9 protein-coding genes are annotated in these 15,533 nt (G+C 44.6%); 5 read left to right on the forward strand and 4 right to left on the reverse strand.

The features are described 5' to 3' along the window. Positions 1-82 precede the first annotated feature (82 nt). Positions 83-1,882: a DUF6055 domain-containing protein gene (locus tag ABUE20_RS11385; RefSeq protein ID WP_408620052.1), complete on the reverse strand. Its 1,800-nt coding sequence runs from the start codon at positions 1,880-1,882 to the stop codon at positions 83-85. A 711-nt stretch (positions 1,883-2,593) separates the two neighbouring features. Here ABUE20_RS11385 and ABUE20_RS11390 point away from each other — a divergent pair. From ABUE20_RS11390 to ABUE20_RS11410, 5 genes are all read left to right on the forward strand, one after another. Next, entirely contained in the window at positions 2,594-2,875 is a 282-nt protein-coding gene (locus tag ABUE20_RS11390) for an OadG family protein (RefSeq protein WP_408620053.1), read from the forward strand. Positions 2,876-2,881: 6 nt separating this feature from the next. After that, positions 2,882-4,702, forward strand: coding sequence for a sodium-extruding oxaloacetate decarboxylase subunit alpha (gene oadA / locus ABUE20_RS11395; protein ID WP_408620054.1), 1,821 nt, complete (start codon positions 2,882-2,884; stop codon positions 4,700-4,702). Positions 4,703-4,713: 11 nt separating this feature from the next. Continuing rightward, entirely contained in the window at positions 4,714-6,015 is a 1,302-nt protein-coding gene (locus ABUE20_RS11400; RefSeq protein ID WP_408620055.1) for a sodium ion-translocating decarboxylase subunit beta, read from the forward strand. A gap of 248 nt (positions 6,016-6,263) precedes the next feature. After that, a complete protein-coding gene (locus ABUE20_RS11405) occupies positions 6,264-6,935 on the forward strand; it encodes a response regulator transcription factor (protein WP_408620056.1) in 672 nt (223 codons plus the stop codon). Then, positions 6,935-8,401, forward strand: a complete 1,467-nt coding sequence (locus ABUE20_RS11410) for a sensor histidine kinase (RefSeq protein ID WP_408620057.1) — start codon at positions 6,935-6,937, stop codon at positions 8,399-8,401. Before ABUE20_RS11405 ends, ABUE20_RS11410 begins: the two co-directional genes overlap by 1 nt. A 351-nt stretch (positions 8,402-8,752) precedes the next feature. Here the strand turns inward: ABUE20_RS11410 and ABUE20_RS11415 are convergent, their stop codons facing one another. The 3 genes from ABUE20_RS11415 to aegA all read right to left on the reverse strand — a co-directional run bounded on the left by ABUE20_RS11415 (position 8,753) and on the right by aegA (position 15,340). After that, entirely contained in the window at positions 8,753-11,983 is a 3,231-nt protein-coding gene (locus tag ABUE20_RS11415; RefSeq protein ID WP_408620058.1) for a DEAD/DEAH box helicase, read from the reverse strand. After that, complete coding sequence (locus tag ABUE20_RS11420; protein WP_408620059.1) at positions 11,980-12,783, reverse strand: hypothetical protein; 804 nt, start codon at positions 12,781-12,783, stop codon at positions 11,980-11,982. The genes ABUE20_RS11415 and ABUE20_RS11420 overlap by 4 nt, the downstream gene beginning before the upstream one ends. 577 nt (positions 12,784-13,360) lie before the next feature. Further along, entirely contained in the window at positions 13,361-15,340 is a 1,980-nt protein-coding gene (gene aegA, locus ABUE20_RS11425; protein ID WP_408620060.1) for a formate-dependent uric acid utilization protein AegA, read from the reverse strand. Positions 15,341-15,533: the final 193 nt, after the last annotated feature.

The raw sequence follows: 15,533 nt of genomic DNA on the forward strand, positions 1-15,533 counted from the left end.
CTCCAATATCTCACACGTTATGGATCTACAACATCTGAGCCAGTCAAGGCTCAGATGCTACAAACGAATCACCCAAGGTGAACTAACGCCATTGGTACGGCGGAGCCACTGTCACCTCCTGAGCGGATGCCACACCATTCCAGTTATCATCCACCAGCCCATAGAAGGTATTGGCCGATTTATGTGCAGAATAATATTCCAAATCACCGAGTAAGTGAGCACTCCCATCGACGGTTGCGTTATTCACAAACCATCCCAGCGGATAGAAGGTAGCTTCAACGTGTGCATTGCTCCCCACATTGAACGAGGCCGGTCCGTGATACAAATCGCCTGCGACACCAATCAAACTCATTCCTCCGACTGTTCCACCATTGACGGTTCCACTGATAATCGTGGCATGATCTTCAATACGAGCATTGCCAGAGACGGATCCCCCCAACACTTTCGCATACGGCCCGACATATACACTACTTGGGGTTGAGGAGGTCGCACACCCACCGCCATTTGTGTGACGCACGGTACCACTTGGGCAAGCATCCAAATTGCCATCGCGGAATCCTTCCGGCCAGGCACCGCTGATCTCAACCATGTACGGATAACGATAGATCGATGGATAAGCTCGACCATCGGCCGGAGTATCCCAGGTGATTTTCTGGAATTGGGTCGGTGCCGCCAGCACCACCAGATACAACTCTTCACCATTATGATAGGCAAAATTCAGACTGCCATCAGAGCCACTTTGTAACGCGCTATAACGAGTCTGAGTCAGGTCATGACTGGTTGCAACCACCCCCCAACGCCAACCGGAATGAGCTTCAGATTGGATCACGCCTCGGAAAGTGATCGCTACGTTGCCACTACTTTGAGTCGGATACAGACGGACAATGTTGTATCCCCAACGCTGTGGTGCCCAGTGATACGGCGAAACAAAGCGATGGTTCTGCTGCCATTGTGAGTTCAGTGATTCTAATTGAGTTAACCGCAACCGGCGTTGAGTATGATTTCCCGGATCTTCATTGATGCGGCCATACGTCTGACGATAAAGCGGCCCCTCATCGGTCCCGTTCGGATCGACGTAATCCCAAGTGACGTTATGCATCGCCCAGAGGCCAAAGACATCATTGAGTTGAGAAATAGACCAACCTTGATTATTCATCAACTTATGCCACGGATCCCCGAGTCCTTGTCCCGGACTTTGAGCCGTCCACATCTGATTGACGACATCCATGCCATAGTTATCTTTAAGATATTCAAAGAACTGCCAGTTACAATATCGATCTCGGGTACTGCCATAATATAAGTGCGGCGCATTCGCGAGCATCACTGAACAGTGCAGATTATCCGGGAACACCTGATGCGCCATAAAATTAGCATGACTTTCATAAATCCAGCAGCCGGTCCCTCCACAATCAGGAAACGCTGGGGTGAGCGACTGGATCCCATGCGTAAATTCATGAGCGAGCCCCCATTGGTCCAAAGCAGCTCCCGGACCGACCCACATCCCCATAAATTGATGGCCATTTCGACTCCATCCCCCACCGTATAAGGGGAAATCATTGTCAAAATGGATCGCCGCTTTCCATTTCTGGGAACTATTGCAGTATGGTTCCTGAAAATTCACTTGGGACCCAAAATACACATTCCAGATCGATTCTAAGGTACTCGCCGCCTGTTGGGCTTGTGACATACTAATATTGGTGCCATCTTTCCAATAAATTGCAAAATGGTCACTTTCTAAACGTAGTGGCGCACCATTTTCTCCCGTCGCCCCGGGAGCCTGCCATTGCCCATAAACACATACGGCATGGGTATAAGCTGACGATAACAGCAGCGATAGCGTGATGAGTCCATATTTAATCGTGGACTTTAAACAGTTAAACATTATTAAAACTCCTTTTAATTCATTTGATTATTCTCAATTGAGACCGAGGAGCTCATACGAACGGAAGGTTTGATCAGACGATTTAACCGACAAATAGGCTGATCACTAGCGTGAGCAGTTGTACTTTAATTTATAATATAGTCAATAAATTTATACAGACGATCGAACTTTAAAAAATTAGAGGGGAAAATCCAAAAAGGGCCACTCAGTCTACCGTGAAAAATAAGAAGTGTTGGTACGGCTCACCAACAGACCAGCACCGATCTTGGAAAGGAATAAAACCGATTCATTTTTAGAAACTCATACTATGAATTAATTTGTTAATAACATGTTAATTTATTGTTTGTTTTATGTATCTTATTTCCACATATAGAGCAAGTAATTCAAAAGTAGATCAAATATTTCACTTTCTGAACTTCGTCCGGTCTAGGATCAGTTATGCTTCTAATATACAGTTGAATCATTGATACGCAGTTAGGAGAGATTATGGACGCTGCTATTTCCCATCTCAGGCTCGGGAAATTATCTGTCGTACCAAGCCCCAGTTTATGGTCTCTTCTGTCACACCCTATTTACATCCAACCTCATGCCTCATGGGGTCAACATCCGTTCAGGCTCTTTGACCGATCCTCTTAATCTATCCGCAGGATCACTCCACTCGAACCCCGAATAAGGCGATGCCTCATTTTACGATAAAAATGGAATAATACGATGAAAGAACAACTATTTTCTGAAGGTCTTACCTTGATGGGTCTTGGAATGGGATTTGTCTTTATCTTTTTATTTTTCCTAGTCTTTGTCACCCGACTGATGTCTAGCCTCGTCATGCGTTATGAAGCGCGCCACCCTAGCCCATCGCCCAAGCCGCATGCTGTAAGTTCAACGTCGTCATCCCCCCATCCCGAACCTGAATCGCAAGAGCTTGTTGCCGTTTTAACAGCGGCGGTTCATCAATATCGAAATACCCATGCGCAACATCATTCAAGAGGTTGATTTAATATGAGTACAAACCCAAAAAGCATCGGTATCACCGATGTGGTATTAAGAGATGCTCACCAGTCCCTATTTGCAACCCGGATGCGCCTTGATGATATGCTCCCGATTGCGGCTGACTTAGATGACATTGGTTTTTGGTCCCTGGAATGCTGGGGAGGAGCAACGTTTGACAGCTGCATCCGTTTTCTAGGCGAAAATCCTTGGGAACGGTTAAGAGAACTGAAAAAAGCGATGCCCAAAACACCGTTGCAGATGTTATTACGCGGCCAAAACTTATTAGGCTATCGTCATTATGCCGATGATGTCGTCGATGCCTTTGTTGAAACGGCCGTCTCAAACGGGATGGATATCTTCCGGGTATTCGATGCCCTCAATGATGTCCGAAATATGCGTCAGGCCATTCAGTCCGTAAAAAAAATGGGAGCCCATGCTCAGGGGACACTCTCCTATACCACCAGCCCGGTACATAACCTACAAACCTGGATCGATACCGCCCAACAACTCGCTGAAGCTGGCGTAAATTCGATTGCCATTAAAGATATGGCCGGGATCTTAACGCCTTCCAAAGCCTATGAACTCGTCAGTACTCTGAAAAAACAAGTCGATGTGCCGCTGCAACTTCATTGCCACTCGACCGCTGGTTTAGCGGATATGACCATGCTCAAAGCCATCGAAGCGGGGATTGACCGCGTAGATACCGCGATTTCATCCATGAGCGGGACCTACGGCCACCCAGCCACTGAATCGATTGTCGCAGCGCTCAAAGAAACGCCTTACGATACCGGTTTAGATATTATGAAGCTGGAAAAAATTGCGGCCTACTTTAGAGATGTGCGGAAAAAATATGCTGTATTCGAAGGCCAGCTACATGGAAGTGATTCTCGGATCTTAGTCGCGCAGGTCCCGGGAGGAATGCTCACCAACATGGAAAACCAGCTAAAACAACAAAATGCACTGGATAAACTAGATGCCGTGCTCGAAGAGATCCCCCGTGTCCGTAAAGATTTAGGCTATCCGCCGCTGGTCACGCCCACCTCTCAAATTGTCGGCACTCAGGCCGTTTTCAATATCATGATGGGGGAACGTTATAAAAATATCACGAAAGAAACCGCTGCTGTATTACGTGGTGAATATGGGAAAACCCCGCTTCCGGTCGATCCAGATTTACAAGCCAGAGTCACGACCGAACATCCAGCCATTACGGATCGTCCGGCAGATTTTCTCGCTCCGGAAATGGACCGATTGACAACAGAAGTTCAGGAACAAGCCAAAGAAAAAGGCATTATTCTTTCTTCCTCTGTGATTGAGGATGTATTAATTGTCGCCCTATTTAATCAGGTAGGTTGGAAATATCTGACCAACCGACATAATCCCGAAGCCTTCGAACCCAAACCAGAAGCCGCCGCAGTTGCACCTGAAAAAGAAGCGCCGCAAGAAGCACCGGTTCAACCCAATGGTCATGAAATTTATACCGTAACCGTCAACAATCATCAGTATGTCGTTGAAGTTGAAGAAGGAGGGGATATCACGCAATACCAGAAAGTAGAACCCAATCCCGTCGCTTCACAACCGCAAGCACCGGTAGAACAAGCCCCGATGGGTGATGTTCAGGGGGCCATGATGTCAGCACCACTTGCCGGCAATATTTGGAAAATTGAAACCCAAATTGGCCAACATGTGGAATCTGGCGATGTCCTTCTCATTCTTGAAGCGATGAAGATGGAAACGGAAATTCGAGCTGATCGGAGCGGAACCATTCAACGGATAGATATTCATGAAGGCGATGCCGTCGAAGCGGGTTCCCCATTGTTATTGATCGCTTAACGGAGAATGATATGGACAGTGTCATAGGTTTAATCCGTAACTTCGGGATCTTACATCTCAGTTTGGGGCAAGCGATGATGATTGTGATTGGCCTGGTATTGCTCTATTTGGCCATCGTCAAACGTTTCGAACCCTTGCTGTTAGTTCCCATCGGCTTCGGTGGAATTTTATCGAATCTTCCAGAGGCTGGGTTAGCTCTCTCCGCGATTGAAAATGCGCTGCATGCAGCCGATCCACAAGTTCTGCAACAATTTGCCGCCATTTTACATCTGGATCAGTTTTCAGCCAGTGCCATCAGGCAGGCGCTGATCTCGGCATCCCCTCAGCAAATGGCGGCATTAGAACTGGTTGCCGAGCAATTCCGCTACAGCAACGGGATGCTCTATCAGTTCTATGAACTGGCAATTGCTTCAGGATCCGGCCCTTTAATTATCTTTATGGGGGTTGGAGCACTCACTGACTTTGGTCCTCTGCTGGCCAATCCTAAGACCTTGCTGCTAGGAGCGGCAGCTCAATTTGGCATCTTTACTACGGTACTGGGGGCACTGGCGCTGAACAGTCTGGGGATTATTCAGTTCAATCTGGCGCAAGCGGCTTCCATTGGGATCATTGGTGGTGCCGATGGTCCAACGGCTATTTATGTCTCTAGTATGCTCTCGCCAGAATTACTGGGTGCAATTGCAGTAGCAGCATACTCATACATGGCACTGGTCCCGCTGATCCAACCTCCAATTATGAGAGCCCTCACCACGCGCGCCGAACGAGAAATCAAAATGCAGCAACTGCGAAAAGTCTCCAAACTGGAAAAAATCTGTTTTCCGCTGATGCTGTTGATTTTAGTAGCCATGCTGTTACCTTCAGCAACCCCACTGATCGGGATGTTTTGCTTTGGCAATCTGATGCGCGAATGTGGCGTGGTGGAACGCTTATCCAATACCACCCAAAATGCGCTGATTAACATTGTCACCATCTTTTTAGGATTAGCCGTGGGCTCAAAACTAATTGCAGAGCGGTTTCTGCAACCCCAAACCATTGGGATCCTGATTTTAGGTGTGATTGCATTCTGCGTCGGCACAGCCGCCGGCGTGTTAATGGCGAAACTGCTCAACCGTTTTTCCAAACAAAAAATGAATCCACTGATCGGCTCGGCTGGGGTTTCTGCAGTCCCGATGGCCGCGAGGGTTTCCAACAAAGTAGGGCTGGAAGCCAATCCTCAAAACTTTCTGCTGATGCATGCCATGGGGCCCAATGTCGCGGGTGTGATTGGCTCGGCTGTGGCCGCAGGGGTGATGATCAAGTACGTTCTGGGTTAGCACGTTCAGAGCGCGGGGACCAACCTCGCTATCCCCCATCGAGAAGAGTCTGGATCGTCCTCACGGCCCAGGCTCTTTCACGCTACTGGGTATCATTCGCCTCAATTTATTCATATAATGGGATAATACAATAGATATTTTGTCTATTTTTTAAGAAATCAGCCCATCGAGCTCAATATTAAGATGAACTTAATCGATTATTCTTGAGTCCAATGGTTATTTAGTTACTTCTTAATCTCTTAAAAAATATGAAATTATTAGTCATTGAAGATTCCGAACCTTTACGTCGTAGTATTGTCGTCGGATTAAGCCACCTGGGATTTACGTTAGATGATACCGGGGATGGTGCCGAAGGGCTCAGCATGGCTTTAAACGGACAATACGATGTCATCATCCTCGATTTGATGCTTCCGCATATGGATGGTATGGAAATTTTGAAGACCCTCCGGGCTCAATCGAATCAAACCCGCGTCATCATTTTATCGGCCAAAAATCATACGCAGGATCGCGTCGATGGTTTGCTGCGCGGCGCTGATGATTATCTGACCAAACCGTTTTCGTTTCAGGAATTACACGCCAGACTCTTAACAATTATGCGTCGAGGGGAGCTCAATTCTATCGATAATAGCATTCGCATTGGCGACTTTTGTATTAATCTGGAACACAAAACCTTTCTGTTTCAGGATCAGGTGCTGGAACTAACACCCAATGAATTTAAAATCGTTGAATACATTTTTAAATCTCAGGGTCGAGTGGTCAGTACCGAAATGATCAGTGAAGCCGTGGTCGGTAATTTTGATCATTTATCTAAAAATGCGATTGAAGCTCATTTATCTTCAATTCGCCGTAAAGTGCGCGCAGTCGATGGTAACTTACCCATTAAACATAAACGAGGATTCGGCTATATGGTGAGTCAGTAATGCTGCATTTTCGACATCAGGCCTCGATTCAACGGAATCTCATCAATTCAGTATCCATGGTATTCGGTTTGATCCTCTTAGCCGTATTTATTTCGGTAGATCAAAGTTTGGATGACTGGGTAGAACAACAGTTTGATCAAACCATGATTAACCGGGCTAATTATTTGAAAGGACAGATTAAAGTAGTCGACCACTCGGTTGTTTTTAACTTTAATCAGCAATTTTTGCCTCAATTTTCATCTAAAAAAGATGCCTATTTTTACCAACTATGGCAAAACGGAAAAACCATTGCCCGCTCCCCGTCACTCGAACAATACCCAGCTCAGAATCTGATCCTATATGACATTCCCTTAAGAAGTACCCGAGTGATCACGGTTCTTTTGCCTAATGGGGAAACCGGACGCGCTTCACTCTCTTATTTTATCCCAAGCCACATTGATCAACCCGATGAACAACCTGCTCCGGTCTATTTAACCGTATATCAAGCCACCGTTGGCTTAGATCGGTTAAAAATTATGGTCGATATTCTACTGATCAGCGCTTTTATTCTGGCCACTCTGATCATGCGCTATATTACCGTTTCGCTCATTAAACGCGGCCTATCCCCTCTGCAACAGTTAAACCAAGAGATTAAAGAGATTGCTGAGACCTCAGATACCAGTCAACTCTCCAGACAACTCAGTGAGCCCAAACGCAAAGTAGAAGAAATCGAACCGATTCGTAAAGAGCTCAACGCATTTATTCACAGTAACCGGCAACTCATCGAGAATGAAAAACGGATCACCGGTGATATTGCTCACGAACTCAAAACGCCCATCGCAGAACTTATTGCTCTGACTGAGATCTATATTCAGTACCCACAAGATGAACGGATTAGCAAAACCTACCAGCACGATATGCTCTCCATCGCCAATCGTATGAAAGGGATTGTTGAGAATTTGCTATTACTGCAACGAACGTCATCCCTCTCCATGAACAAACAGTTGGAATCCCTGTCTCTGGAATCGGTACTGGAACAGATCACCCGCGATTTATCATTTAAATATCCGGATATTGGCGATCGATTATCAATTGATTTAGACGGTCAGGATGAAATTGTTGCCGATCGATTCAGCATCGAAACGTTGCTGGTCAATCTGTTGGATAATGCGCTATTTTATAGCCCTGAACAGACCCTCATCACCATTCGCTGGAATGCCGATCATCAGCGACAACTGGAAGTCCGCAATCAAACAGCAACACCTTTAAGCCCACAAGATCTGGAACATATTGTACAGCCGCTGTTTCAGCTGGATACCTCCCGAACCCGCAGTGATCGCCATGGACTGGGTCTCTCCATTGTCAGTAACATTTGTCGGCAAAACGGTTATCAGTTTGATCTGAAGCATTCAACTGATCAAGAATTTGTCGCACGCGTTTATATTCCGCAAGGTCCTGAACTCCCTTCATCAGACTCGTTGCTATAAGCCGAGTTTTGTGAACTTTTTAACTTCACTTGAGAAACGTGAATCGCGCTACAAATGAGTATTAAAGTATCATACTGGTTGCTTTGTTCATTACTGCTGAAACACGTTTCTGGACAGAAACCATTTAGCATTTTTTACTGACAAAGCATTTTCATATTAGTAAAAGCCTGTGAAATAGTGATGTTTGTACACAAATGGAGTATAGTTTGTTAGAAAAGGCAAACGATGTGACTATACCAGCGAAAATGATACGGGGAGCCTAATGGCTCCCCGTATCATTGCGTCGTAACTATATAACCTAGTCCGCATACAATCGTGATCTTCAAGAATCCACGAGATAATTTATAGATACTATTCTCCAGATAACTGCTTCCAAACTTTCCGATAGTCATCACCTGACATTACTGCACCATTAGGTCTAAGTCTTGACCAATCATCAGAACTCAGAGTCCTGACATAGCTAGTAGCAACCGATGAAGACAACGCTATATTTGAGTCTCTGTACTGTTGCTTAAAATCAGCCCCTAAATTTTCAGCAATACTACGGGGAACGGAATTCATTCTCATCAGGACACCTTCATCTGTTCTGACACCATGATAAAGCATTGCTGGAAGGTTGTTCAGAACTCTAAGATCAGCCTCTGACAAACTATCGAAATCAATACCAGCTGTTGGCAGCTTACTTAATGCTGATAGACCCCAAGCACCATTATTCGCAAGGTCCCGATAAACAGCTTTACAAGCTTTAGACAAATTATTTGTTAGATCACCTTCATTAAAAAATCGAGCTGCAATCTCTTGAAGAGAAGCCCCGTCAACCCAAGCTTGAGTTATATCAGCTAATCGTTGATGACCAATACCATCACCACCGATTTCAGTTAAACTTTTTTGGAGTTGTGGTACTCGCATCATTATTCCCATCAAATCAGGTAACGCAGATCGCCTTCCTTCATTTCCAAACAAGCTACTTGGTTGCCAATCTTCGATTGTTAATTTGTTTTCAAGATTATTGAGTTCTAACAACGCAGTTCGAACCCCCTCCGGAGAAAAACCAGTTGAGTCCGCCAAAGCGGCATTTTCAGGATGCTCAGCAATTTGTCTAACATAACCTCGGGTAGCTTCAAGTAGAGCATCTGCTCGCTGCTGAGAATTCGCATCTGATTTAGCTCGCAGTGAGCTAAATCCATAGGTATTCCTCAAAAGTTGTTCCGCTTCAGCAATAACCTCGTCAAGATTACGTTTCTCATTCCATAAGTGTGCTATATAACTACGAAAATCGGCCCATTGCTCTTGGTGAATTACCGCTGAGAGATCATTTAAATCTCCAAGAGAATCAATTTCTTCAAGCATACTTACTAGACGCGAAAGGAGATCACCAGTAGCATCACGAACAAACTGTCTTATTTCATGAGGATTAGTTCCTGCTGCTATTCCAACCACACCAACGCTATCGTGGTCAATTCTTCCAGCTCGCCCAGCAAGATTCCAAAACTCACGAGACGACATTTTAACGCCATAAGGATACTTAGGACTTGCAAGAAAAACTGATGAAACTGGGAAATTTAATCCTTGAGCAATCGTTGTCGTTGCACACATGACTCTGACATGACCTTCTTCGGTTAGCCATTCAATAAGTGCTAGAGCTTCCGCAGGCAAACCAGCATGATGCACTACAACTCCTTTTTCTAGCATTCCTATAAGCTCAAAATCCGGACTAATTTCTGTACTTAGGAATCGTTGAACCAAAGCAATTTCCTCTGGAATCCTATCTAGAGGCTCAAGATCATTTGCTATTAATCTAGCAATACTCCACACATCAGGAATCTTTTGCGCAACAGCAATACTTGTTCCTCGTTTAGAAAAGACTTTGGCCATAGCAGCGGCCTGCTTTGATAAAGACTGGGCAGAGCTATAATTCAAACTTCGAATAGGTCTAATACCATCCACATAGTGTTGTCCACGAAGATGAATTGTCCTTTGAGTGGTTGTTAAAGTCTCAAATGTTAACTTCCAATTACCATTTCCTTCTGCGCGTTCCCTATTAAACAAACCAACAATTCTTTCGTTTGGTTGCCAAGCTGAAGTACTAAGACTAATACTCTTTCCTCTACCGGAACCAAGCCACTGTGCAAGTTCATTAGCATTTGGCACAAAAGGCATTAGCAACAAGAAGTTTGCTTTTGAAGCTTCTTGCTTAATGGTTGCCAACAGAAGCTCAATACGAAGGCCACGCTCTCTATCTTCTATGTTGTGTGCCTCATCCATTACTAATAGTGCTAATGGACGCTGAACCTTCCTATTGCGCATAACCAGTTGCAACTTCTCTGGCGTTGCAACTAATACCTGAAAAGCATCATCTTCACTTAAAAGTGCATTTTCAAAAGCATCTACTTCAATCGCTCCTGTAAGTTGTTCAACCTTGATGCCAATTGGCCCAAAGTCAGAACGCAATCTCCTAGTGATCTGCGAAACAAGTGCCCGTGTAGGTGCAACATATGCAATCCATCCTCCATCATCAGCAAACTGATTTAGTGCCTGAAGCATTCTAAATTGAGCTAATTGGGTTTTACCTCCAGATGTAGGCATATCTATCACAACAGCCCGACTTGCAGGATCAAGCAGATTTTGCTCTTGCAATGCAGCTCTCTGAGGTGGTAATAACTCAAACATACTTTTATGACGAATAACATGGTCAACAAACCTAGTCACTCTAGAGTTCACACTATGAGCAACCCACCAAAGAGAACCTTCGACCATTTTATGACTAGATACATGTAGCCAACGCAACAACATTTCTAACTTTGTATCAGAAGATATTTGTGCGGCTTTTAGAGCTGCTTCGAAATGCAGATCTAACTCTGATTCAATTGCTAATGGTTCTCCCTGAAGCATATATGTTGCAAGTCGTTCAGTTGCTTTAGCCCAATGATATAGGGAGATCAAACGAACCGCCTCACTTTGTTTGGTTGTACCTTGGGAGCTTTCTAAGAAAGCTCTTTCATGACTAGATTGATCATTACGAAGACCTACAATAATTTCCGAAATTTGATCTAAATCGTCCCAAGAGCGTTTTCGAAGCAAGCGAATCCATGCATCAAACAAACGATAAACTACTCGCTTGTTCCATTCAACATCAACAACAGATGGACTCTGAACTTCTTGCTCATGCTTTTCAAACCAACGTCTCAGATCTGTCCATCGGTCACCTGCATATGCCAACCCAGCCATGTGAAGGACATGAAATATACGCTGATCAGTATCTTCCGGAATAGGAAGTGCTCTCATTAAACTAAAAGCTTTATTGGCACCAGCTATCGCTATATTTTTGATATTTTTCTCTACAGACGAAGGACTAAGCAGCATAGGTAGTCCTTCAATAGCCGCCAGCTCATATGCAGAGGCGACTTCCTCAATAGATACATAATCAATATTTACAGGTTCACTAGTAAACAAACTACCCAAAGCACTATTTACCAGACTATCTTTTGCTGCATCAAACGCCGCTTTACGAGTTTCGCCATTGATAGACTGTACTGCCCAGTGAGTATCTACTGACTGCAACTGTTCAAATGATAAGGTCATACATTGTCCTCACCATTCATTGCTGATTGTGCTAGTGTCGGCAAATTTAAGATATTACCAGTAGGAATATGTATCGCATGCAGCTCTATATTCGTTGCTACGGGACAGTTGTTGGCAAGAGCACTGGCTTTTCCACGAAGATCTGTCTCTTGAGGCGTAGTATCACGAATAAGTACACCATACACAGCTATATCCGTACCACTTGACTGAAAATAACGTTTAGCTGCACTTTGAAATTTGCATTGCCAAGGTTTACCTATGGCATGCCGTCCTAAATATTTCACTAGATCTATCTTTACTCTCTTATCATCACGTAAACCAAACAATTGGTTTCCTAGACTAGTCATAACACTTGGCGGTGAGCTTTGAGAATAAGATGTCTTAACTTCGCCAAAACTAAAACGATAAGGTAGCTCTTGATCATTAACTCGTTGAAGTCCTGTTAAGTCGCATCCCGCAGGGCTTGCATTAGAATTTTTTAGATCTCTGGATGTTGGCCATGGATATTCACATCCTCCGCGTTCTGAGACAAAAGCTTCTGCAATTGCTTCTCCAACCAACCAGTCTTCAAACTCATAATCTTCAGCAAGTACTTGCGCTAATTCGGCATGTTCAAAATCTGTAGTAATAAGACCAGCAAGTAATCCTTGGAGTTCTTCTTGACCAGTCGTATCCCGCAAAATAGTTTTCACTGGACCAGAAAGAATCAGGTCTAGTTGATGAGCTGTATAGGAAATGCCATAAGCAACAACTGGAGGTGTACTGACATCATATTCTAGAGTATAAGCAGGCATAGCCATCACTAGATATCCTGCTTACAAGAACAAGAGAAAACTATTTTATTCAAAGTATTACCCTTACATTATCTACGTACTGTTAAGTAACCCATGATAAACTCAATATATGTTACCATTTCATATTGATCAAAACTGAATCCAGCAGTAGCACACGACACCTTTACACCAAAAACTATTTAAAAATAGGCGTATCTACTTACCAGCGCTGATTAAATACATCACCTATCATATTTTCTAAGTTAAATTTTACGAGATTAATAACATAAACCCAAGTTCAAAAAGTCATGCAAGGTATCAGATAGAGCGCCAAATCAAAGAAATAATTACATATAAATCTGGTAAGGCCTGAAATTTATCGATACAGTAGGATTACAAAAAGTAAGTTTTTACACCACTTTAACCGCCATATTGATAGATTTAACTAAAACACAATGGGGCAAAACCGTCTTAGAAACGGCAGCGTACCGATGCGATCGCTGCCATTTTAGGATGATACTTTAACACTCAGTATGAGACTTTGTTACTCTCCCACGATGCTCAGCCCCTCGAGTGAGGGGTGATTTACCTTAAGCGGGATCAGTTATGCCTGAATATAATTCAGGATCCCTTCTGCCGCATGACGGCCATCCGCTAAGGCCGTTACCACTAAATCAGCCCCGCGCACCGCATCACCACCGGCAAAAATTTTCGGATTAGAAGTCTGATAACTGTATCGGCTATCCACTCGGGCATCAATGTTATGCCAACGCCCCAGTTGAACCCCCTGTTCCACCAGCCAAGGCATTTCATGGTTTAAGAAACCAAAGGCAACAATCACCGCATCGGCAGGCATTACAAACTCCGAACCTTCAATCGGTTCTGGTCGACGCCGACCATCAGCACCCGGTTCACCTAACTGCGTCCGTAACATCCGGATCCCACTGACAGCCCCGGTTTCATCCAGCTCAATATTGATAGGTTGTACATAAAATTCAAATTCAACCCCTTCCTCTTTCGCATTCTTAACTTCTTTGCGAGAGCCCGGCATATTGGCTTCATCCCGGCGATAAGCACAAGTAACTCGGGTGGCTCCCTGACGAATCGCGGTACGCACACAATCCATCGCGGTATCACCACCGCCCAGAACCACCACCTGTTGACCCGATAAATTAATATAAGGCTCTTTCGGATCTTCCGGCAGGTTCATCAGAGAACGCGTATTGGCCATCAAATAAGGCAGCGCTTCAAATACCCCCGGAGCATCTTCATTCGCCAGACCGGCCGCCATTGGTTTATATGTTCCAACCCCGACAAATACCGCATCATATTCTGACAACAAATCAGATAACTGAACGTCTGTTCCGACGTCACACCCCAGACGGAATTCGATCCCCATCTCGGTGAAAATCTCCCGGCGCCGAGCCAGAACCGATTTATCCAACTTGAAGGATGGGATCCCAAATGTCAGCAAGCCACCGATTTCAGCATGGCGATCAAACACCACCGGTTTCACACCATGTCGGATCAAGACATCGGCACAAGCTAATCCAGCTGGACCGGCACCAATAATGGCGACCCGTCGATCCGTCATCATGACCCCACTCAGATCAGGTTTCCAACCTTTAGCAAAAGCCTGCTCTGAAATAAAACGTTCAATATTTCCAATGGTCACGGAACCTGATTTTTCTTTTAAGGTACATCCGCTTTCACATAACCGATCTTGAGGACAAATCCGCCCGGTAATTTCAGGCATACAGTTGGTCTGGTGTGATAATTCAACCGCCTCATCAATCCGCCCTTCCTGAACTAAACGGATCCATTGTGGAATATGGTTGTGCAGTGGACATTTCCACTCACAAATACTGTGCTCACCACAGGTTAAACAACGCCCACTCTGGCTATCGGCTCGTTTTTCATCGAAGGTGATATACAGTTCATCAAAACCTTTTTTACGAAGCTCCAGATCAATCTTATCCGGATCCTGACGGGATGAAGAGTGTTCCAGTAAAGTCACTTTATTAATTCGATGTGCGCTTGGCGCCGCAGTATCAACAACCGGTTCACTCTGGGTATGCCAAGGCAACGCCGACTGCAAGGCATTATTGCGACGTTTTTCAGCAGCGCTATCCGACAGCATCTGCTCGGTCATCAGTGACAAGGCCTGATTAGGGCAGTTTTCAACACAAGCCGGGCCACCCTCACGATCCACGCATAAATCACATTTGAGCGCCATCGCCTTCACCTGATGCTCAGCAATCGGCCGAGTCACCACTTCAATTGCCCCGAAGGGACAGTTGACCTCACATGCTTTACACCCGATACATCGCTGCTGATCAATATGGATCCCATCATCCAGCCGTTGGATGGCACCATTTGGACACCCCTGTAAACAAGGAGCATCCTCACAATGGTGACATGTAATCGCCGTATTAATTTGCTCAGATTTAATCACATGAATACGAGGAAAAAACTGATCCGCAGTTAATACATGTTGACCATCGTTATGTGCCATGACACAGGCAACTTCACAGGCATGACACCCCAAACATTGCTTTGGATTTACAATTATAAATTGATTCATATTGAGTCTTTTTTCTAAGCCGAGACAAGCTCCCAACAGATCATCGAAATCATATCAACACAAGAGGCACAGTGCCGATACAATAGATCGAGATGAGTTTTGTCTTAATAATGAAGAATTATCTTATTTATTGTTATTTATTAGGTAGTTGCAATCGCTTTGAAATGATATATACAACATACCTTTCATGAAT

The organism is Celerinatantimonas marina, assembly GCF_046054165.1.
Classification (GTDB): domain Bacteria; phylum Pseudomonadota; class Gammaproteobacteria; order Enterobacterales; family Celerinatantimonadaceae; genus Celerinatantimonas.

Coding starts and splice junctions, on each gene's coding strand:
- ABUE20_RS11385 (WP_408620052.1), bottom strand. CDS start 1,882: ATGTTTAACTGTTTAAAGTCCACGATTAAATATGGACTCATCACGCTA.
- ABUE20_RS11390 (WP_408620053.1), top strand. CDS start 2,594: ATGAAAGAACAACTATTTTCTGAAGGTCTTACCTTGATGGGTCTTGGA.
- oadA (WP_408620054.1), top strand. CDS start 2,882: ATGAGTACAAACCCAAAAAGCATCGGTATCACCGATGTGGTATTAAGA.
- ABUE20_RS11400 (WP_408620055.1), top strand. CDS start 4,714: ATGGACAGTGTCATAGGTTTAATCCGTAACTTCGGGATCTTACATCTC.
- ABUE20_RS11405 (WP_408620056.1), top strand. CDS start 6,264: ATGAAATTATTAGTCATTGAAGATTCCGAACCTTTACGTCGTAGTATT.
- ABUE20_RS11410 (WP_408620057.1), top strand. CDS start 6,935: ATGCTGCATTTTCGACATCAGGCCTCGATTCAACGGAATCTCATCAAT.
- ABUE20_RS11415 (WP_408620058.1), bottom strand. CDS start 11,983: ATGACCTTATCATTTGAACAGTTGCAGTCAGTAGATACTCACTGGGCA.
- ABUE20_RS11420 (WP_408620059.1), bottom strand. CDS start 12,783: ATGGCTATGCCTGCTTATACTCTAGAATATGATGTCAGTACACCTCCA.
- aegA (WP_408620060.1), bottom strand. CDS start 15,340: ATGAATCAATTTATAATTGTAAATCCAAAGCAATGTTTGGGGTGTCAT.